Here is a 6125-nt window from a genome sequence, read left to right on the forward strand (position 1 = left end):
CAACCCAGCCGGCTACGACCGCCGATAGAACACGTCACCCTCGACGGTGATCGTCGACTGGTTCACCCACACCACGTTGAAGTACACCGGCGCCGGACGGCGAGTTTGGCTGCTGATGATCGTGAGGATGCCGCCACGGGAAGAGGGATTCCACTTGCACGGGCCCGAGGTGGTCGGCACCCCGGCGCCGTTGGCCAGCGAACATCCGCTCGCACTAACCAATAGCTGCTCGGAGCCATTGGCCGTGGCCCAAAAACCCACCGGCGCCGCCGCGCCGTCCGCATGCGCCACACCGGTGGTAACGGCAAGCAAACCGGCGGCCAAACCCGCCGCCGCAAGGTACTTCTTGGCCCTCATCGTGTCTCCTCGATACGTAACCGGACACGACTAGATTCACGAGCACCACTTGACGGATCCTTGTTCTTTCCTTGGTGCGGCATCCGCGGCGCCACGCACGACAAAAGAAAGCAGACATTGACCGGACTACAGGGCAAGATCGCATTGGTCACCGGAGCTTCCTCGGGCCTGGGCGCAGCAACCGCGCGACTGTTATCCCTCAGGGGTGCAACGGTTTTCGGGGTCGCACGAGACACCGAAAAGCTCGCCGCTGTATTCGCCGGCGTTGACAACGGCGCCTACGTGAGCACGGACATAACCTCGCCACAAGCCTGCGTCGCAATGCTGGCCGCTGGAACCCCGTTCCTGCACACAGTTTGGCCGATTTGTGGTTAGGGGTGGTCATCGGCGAAGGGCATGTGGCTGTTCGATGATGAATGCTGAGGCCAAGGAGTTGGTGCCGAAGTCGATGAGTGCGTAGTCCGGGCCTCCGGTGCGCGGCGGCGCGAATACGGTGCGCACGGAGTCTCCGGTTAGCCCGCTGGGCTTGTCGCGTGCATAACCGGATGCCGGGTTGGCGCGGCAGTGCCCGGCGGTGAGGGCATAGGTGTGAAAGTCGGTGGCGTCGGTCTCGATTGGCGCCACCGAGGACATCCCGGCTTGCTCAAATGAGACTCACACGAATGGGCCATCGCGGCATGTGGCGGGTACTGTTGTTGCGCGCATATAGGGTAGGGGGGTATGGTATGGCGGTGGCGAAGTGACCGCACGTCCGTACGGGCCTGTCTAGACAAATAGCCAGGTTTCGCAGTGGACATGGAGAGGCGTACCGAGCTGGCGGGTGAATGACGATGACCTTAAGCGGCGGGAGGTCAGCTATTGAGAGGGCAAGTGAGCAGACATGCGCGCTTTGACGGTAGAGCCCGGACGGAAGGGCTCTCTGCGGGTCACCGACCTGCCCGAGCCCACGCCGGCAGGCAACGAGCTATTGGTCGACGGGCTCGCGGTGGGAGTCTGCGGTACCGACAAGGAAATCGCTTCCGGCGAGATCGGTTGGGCGCCGGAAGGCTCGCCGTGGATGGTCCTCGGCCATGAGTCGCTCGGTCGGGTCCGTCAGGCGCCGCAAGGCAGTAGCTTTTCGTCCGGTGACTTGGTGGTCGGCGTGGTACGTCGCCCTGACCCGGAGCCCTGCGGGGCATGTGCCCGCGGCGAGTTCGACAATTGCCGAAACGGCGGCTACGCGGAACGCGGAATCAAAGAACTGCACGGGTACGGCAGCGAAACATGGTGCCTAGACGAGGATTACGCGGTTCGCCTGGATCCATCGCTTGACAGCGTCGGCGTCTTGACCGAGCCCACCTCGGTTGTGGTAAAGGCGTGGGAGCAGATAGACCGAACCGGAGGGCGCGGTTGGTTTGAGCCTGAGCGCGTACTGGTCACCGGCGCCGGAACAATCGGGTTGCTGGCCGCACTGATCGCCCGTCAACGCGGTTTGGAGACTCACGTCGTCGATCTGGCGACCAGTGGGCCCAAGCCGGAAGCCGTTATCGCGCTGGGGGCGGCGTATCACACCGGGGACATCGATTCAATCGCTAAGAAAGTCCGTCCGGACATCGTCATCGAGGCCACCGGAGTAGGCAGTGTTGTGTTCGACGCGATCCGCAACACCAACTTCTATGGCGTCACCTGCCTGCTCGGCTTGCTTTCCGGCGTGCACCAGGTGGACGTCGACGCCGGCATCCTTAACCGGGACATCGTGTTAAAAAACGATCTAGTGGTCGGGTCGGTCAACTCGAATCTCCGCCACTTCCGGGAAGCCGCCAACGTCTTGGCGCGCGCCGACGAGCCCTGGCTGCAGCGATTAATCACTCGGCGGGTACCGCTGGCGAGGGCCATCGACGCCTTCGAATCGGATACCGATCAGGTTAAGGTGGTCATTGAAATCAGCTGACGGCCGGCGATACGGAATATGGAAGGGAATCGCTCCGCCCGCAAATCTAGGGCCGTTGCGAAGCAAAGTTGTAATGACCGCGATGCGCGGCACCATAGAGCCTGCCTACGCAGAATTTCCTGGACGGGATTTAGCCGTATCTGACGCCGTTTCGCATTTGAGTTCTCTTATTTCCGTGACTGCTGCTCAGGCGGCACAGTGGGACTAGGTCAGCCCGCGATTCCTCGCGGCGCAATCTTTGCGCTCGCCCTCGGCGGATTCGGTATCGCGACGACAGAATTCGTCCCGATGGGGTTGTTGCCTAGCATTGCGCACAACTTCAGAGTGACCGAACCACAGGCGGGGTATGTTGTCAGCGCCTACGCCCTGGGGGTTGTGGTCGGCTCTCCGATAATTGCTGCGGTGTCGGCCGGGATATCACGCCGCGTCCTGCTTATCGCGCTCATGGTCGCGTTCACCGCGGGCAACGCAGCTACAGTGTGCGCCCCGGGCCCTGAGGCCCTGATGCTGTCCAGGTTCGTTGCCGGACTCCCCCATGGCGCCTACTTCGGCGTGGCGGCTCTAGTGGCGGCGCATCTCGCTGGTCCGGGTAACCGTGGCCGAGCGGTCGGTCAGGCAATGCTGGGCCTAGCGGCAGGCAACGTCGTTGGTGTGCCGTCCGCTACATGGTTGGGCAACGCAATGGGTTGGCGGGCGGCATTTGCCGTTGTCGTGGTGAGTGGCGCATTGACGGTGGCGGCCTTATTGCTTTTCCTGCCGGATCTGACAGACATTTCGGTGACGAGTTTTGTCACCGAGCTCACAGCGCTCCGCCGAGCTCAAGTGTGGTTCGCATTGCTCATTGGAGTGGTGGGCTTCGGAGGAACATTCGCCTTCTATACGTACATCAGCACCACCCTTACTAGTGTGTCTGGCCTTCCAATTCACCTAGTTCCCCTCGCATTGGCTATTTTTGGGCTCGGCATGGTGGCTGGAAATATGCTCGGCGGCTGGATGGTCGACCGAAATGTGATTCTGACTATCACAACAGGTTTGGCTTTGGTTGCTATATTTTTGACGATGTTCGTCCTACTAGCCGACATTTATTGGGTTGCAGTGGTTCTGGTGTTCATGATCGGGGTCTCGAGTACATCGCTGGTGCCGGCGTTGCAGACTCGGCTCATGGATGTAGCTGACGAAGCCCAGACGTTGGCTGCCGCCCTCAACCACTCGGCGTTAAACGTCGCCAACGCAGGTGGTGCCTGGTTAGGTGGGTTGGTGATCGCGGCAGGTTATGGTTATCGAGCTCCATCATTGGTAGGCGCGGGGCTGGCGATGCTTGGCCTTGGAGTGCTGATGACGTCGGTGCTGTACGAACGCCACCAGTCGCCGCGAACCGCTGCGACAAATGAGTGCCCTGCTCGGTAGCAAAACCCACCGTGCTCGGTCGTGGACCGCACGCGTTCCGCACATCAACGCGTCGAATCGCGGTGAGACTAAGGGTGTCAGCGATTACCTTGTGCCAGCTGCCCGTACACGGCGACCACGACGGTGCGGTCCACGGTGTTCACCGACCGCACGCCTCTAGCGGTGTCCGCGCAGTCGCGCACAATCGCGAGAGACTCGGGGTCGTAGTACCACTGCTTGATCAGTTCGAGGCTGCTGACTGACGGCGCCGGGTTCGTGGCATCTGTTTGGGTGGCTCTACCGTGGAGGCGTGCTGCATTCGCCCGGTCCTGCGGTGTAGATCCGTTAGAACCAATGTCGTCGTTGATGTTTCGATTGTTGAGTATGTCATCGGCCTGCTATTGGGCAGCCAGGGTGAGCGAGCTATTGTTGACGACGTCGTTGGTGCAACCGGCTTGATGCGGGATTGTGTACGGGCCGGATAGGACGCTCTCGTTGAGCCGTTTGTTGTCGGCACGGGCGGACGGGATCGCCATGGCGGCGACCGGCGCCAGAAGGGCGACACGGCGGATTACACCGGGTCGAAATGTGAAACTAGCCATCGGCCATCGACTTTCCCCAGCCTGACCCGAATCACGGGCTGGGCGTCCGTGGGCGTGCCGTCATCGCCGATAGTCACCGTCTGGTTGACGAACAACCGCACTACGGCGGGTCAGTGGTAGCCGAAACCGATGCTGCCACATCGACTTTCGCAACCGTCGAAATGTGCTTTGGTTTGGCACACGGAATGACGCCCTGGCGGCTCAGTGCGGTGTAGAAGTCCTTGAAATCGCCATTAAGTCGTTGCCGCGCCGCGCCGCGCCGCGCCGAGCGTGCATGCCCGGCGCCTTAAACGCCTGCGGCCGTAGTGGACAAGAAAAGGCGAGGAGGGCACACCGGTGTTTGTCTGTCAGAGTTTGACCGAAAGAGCGCGGCGGTGTGGTTGATGTGCGAGCAGCCCGCGCTGGTGGTCGGCGACCGCAGCCGCCGGACGGTGTGGCCAGAACCCAAGCGCTGGGCACACCCGAGCGGTGCGCGATTGCTTTACTGCATCGGCCAAGTGCTGTTGGTCTACCTCTTCGGGGTATTTGGCCTTGGTTGCGACTTCCTCGACGGGAGCCAGCGGATAGTCGTTGTCGGCGAGCCAACAGATGTCGTCGATAGGTTTCGCGCACAATCGCAAGCAGTGCCGGCTACGGTCTGATGGAAGGTGCGAGGCGGCTCGGCCGCCGGCTGCGGTCACCTGTTACTCCTGCCAAACTCACTCCCAAGCCTGAGGGTTGGCCGTCGCTAACGGCTGTGCAGAGGCCGCGCCTGGCGGCAGGCCGGCTAATCGGCTCACATCTCATATACCGCGACGAGGAACTGGATCGCCATTCCGGCGGCCATGGCGGCTTGTGCGAGAGTCCCGAGGGATTTGAATCTCGTGGTGGCGAGGCCGGTGAGGTAGCGCCGTATCCAGAAAACCGTTGCGGCCGCGAAGATCAGGGCGCCCAGCCAGCTCGCTGCGGTGAACCAGTTGAGCGATCCGCTGTTTGCTGATGCGCTCGTCGTCGCCGTGTCGATGCCCGGCATCGAGGCCGCGGCCTGCGGAGGCGATGGGTCAGCGGCCAGATGACCGTCCATGGCGGCATACATCCAGGCCGTGGCCAGCATCATCATGGCGTGGTAGCCGCCCAACCGCAGCTGGTCGGCCGCGCGGGCGGCAACGATGGTGATCGTCGCGAACCACATGGTCGCCAGCAGGAAAAGCATCGCGGGCAGTGTTGGCGACCGCCATCAGCACGTGCAAGCTGTGGCTGACGATGACCGACCATGGGCGGCGTTGGGTGAGGATCGGTAGCGCGCATTCAACGGCGCCCAGCGCGAACAACCCGGTGACGGTCCACCGCAGCAGAACGTCGTGGATCATGTGGTCGCGGGGCGCTCGGACAGGGCTTCCATCGTCTTGTCGCGGCCAAAGTGGCGTAGTCGCAGGGAGTTGGTAACCACGCTGACTGAAGACAGGGCCCATCGCCGCGCCTGCCACGACGGGGTTGAGCAGCCCGAATGCGGCCAGGGGGTGGCGGCGGTGTTGTAGCCAAAGGCCCAGCCCAGGTTCTGGTGGATCGTGCGCAGGGTTTGGCGTGACAGTTGCAGCGAGCGCACGACACCGTTGCCACTACCCGCCTCCGTGCGGGTCGAGGCAATCCGTCACGGTGACGTATTACCGACGGAGAAGCCCCGACGGCGGGGGCCGGTGGCCAATCGGCGGCTGTTACCCCAGTTGGCTTTCAATCGGCGGAGGGCCGTGCCTATCGCTACATTGGTGGTTCAGTCAGCGTCCTCCGTTGGTTCTGGTCGATTTGTCAACGGCAAGGCGGGTTCCAGTCATCGTCGCAACGGCTGATGGTCTGGTGAGGTTAGCAGGGCA

General features: G+C 62.4%; 6 protein-coding genes and 3 pseudogenes. 3 read left to right on the forward strand and 6 right to left on the reverse strand.

The window, feature by feature from the left end:
* Positions 1-12: 12 nt before the first annotated feature.
* Positions 13-357, reverse strand: coding sequence for a hypothetical protein (locus tag BST12_RS08460; RefSeq protein ID WP_083112654.1), 345 nt, complete (start codon positions 355-357; stop codon positions 13-15).
* A 117-nt stretch (positions 358-474) separates the two neighbouring features.
* On the opposite strand from BST12_RS08460, the pseudogene BST12_RS08465 reads away from it, so the two are divergent.
* A pseudogene (locus BST12_RS08465) lies at positions 475-687 on the forward strand (SDR family NAD(P)-dependent oxidoreductase); the annotation flags it as partial.
* A gap of 51 nt (positions 688-738) precedes the next feature.
* Here BST12_RS08465 and BST12_RS08470 read toward each other — a convergent pair.
* Entirely contained in the window at positions 739-981 is a 243-nt protein-coding gene (locus tag BST12_RS08470) for a chymotrypsin family serine protease (RefSeq protein ID WP_139801551.1), read from the reverse strand.
* Positions 982-1237: 256 nt separating this feature from the next.
* On the opposite strand from BST12_RS08470, the gene BST12_RS08475 reads away from it, so the two are divergent.
* Both BST12_RS08475 and BST12_RS08480 read left to right on the forward strand, forming a co-directional pair.
* Positions 1238-2287, forward strand: a complete 1050-nt coding sequence (locus BST12_RS08475) for a glucose 1-dehydrogenase (protein ID WP_083112656.1) — start codon at positions 1238-1240, stop codon at positions 2285-2287.
* A gap of 198 nt (positions 2288-2485) precedes the next feature.
* A complete protein-coding gene (locus tag BST12_RS08480; protein WP_245850141.1) occupies positions 2486-3694 on the forward strand; it encodes an MFS transporter in 1209 nt (402 codons plus the stop codon).
* A 77-nt stretch (positions 3695-3771) separates the two neighbouring features.
* On the opposite strand, the pseudogene BST12_RS34590 reads toward BST12_RS08480, so the two are convergent.
* The 4 genes and pseudogenes from BST12_RS34590 to BST12_RS08505 all read right to left on the reverse strand — a co-directional run.
* A pseudogene (locus tag BST12_RS34590) lies at positions 3772-4275 on the reverse strand (CAP domain-containing protein).
* Between the two features lie 347 nt (positions 4276-4622).
* Positions 4623-4889, reverse strand: a complete 267-nt coding sequence (locus BST12_RS08495) for a hypothetical protein (protein WP_139801552.1) — start codon at positions 4887-4889, stop codon at positions 4623-4625.
* A 161-nt stretch (positions 4890-5050) separates the two neighbouring features.
* A complete protein-coding gene (locus BST12_RS08500) occupies positions 5051-5467 on the reverse strand; it encodes a DUF5134 domain-containing protein (protein WP_372511041.1) in 417 nt (138 codons plus the stop codon).
* Positions 5468-5620: 153 nt separating this feature from the next.
* A pseudogene (locus BST12_RS08505) lies at positions 5621-5881 on the reverse strand (hypothetical protein); the annotation flags it as partial.
* Between the last annotated feature and the right edge of the window lie 244 nt (positions 5882-6125).

This window comes from Mycobacterium angelicum (assembly GCF_002086155.1).
GTDB classification, from domain to species: Bacteria; Actinomycetota; Actinomycetes; order Mycobacteriales; family Mycobacteriaceae; genus Mycobacterium; species Mycobacterium angelicum.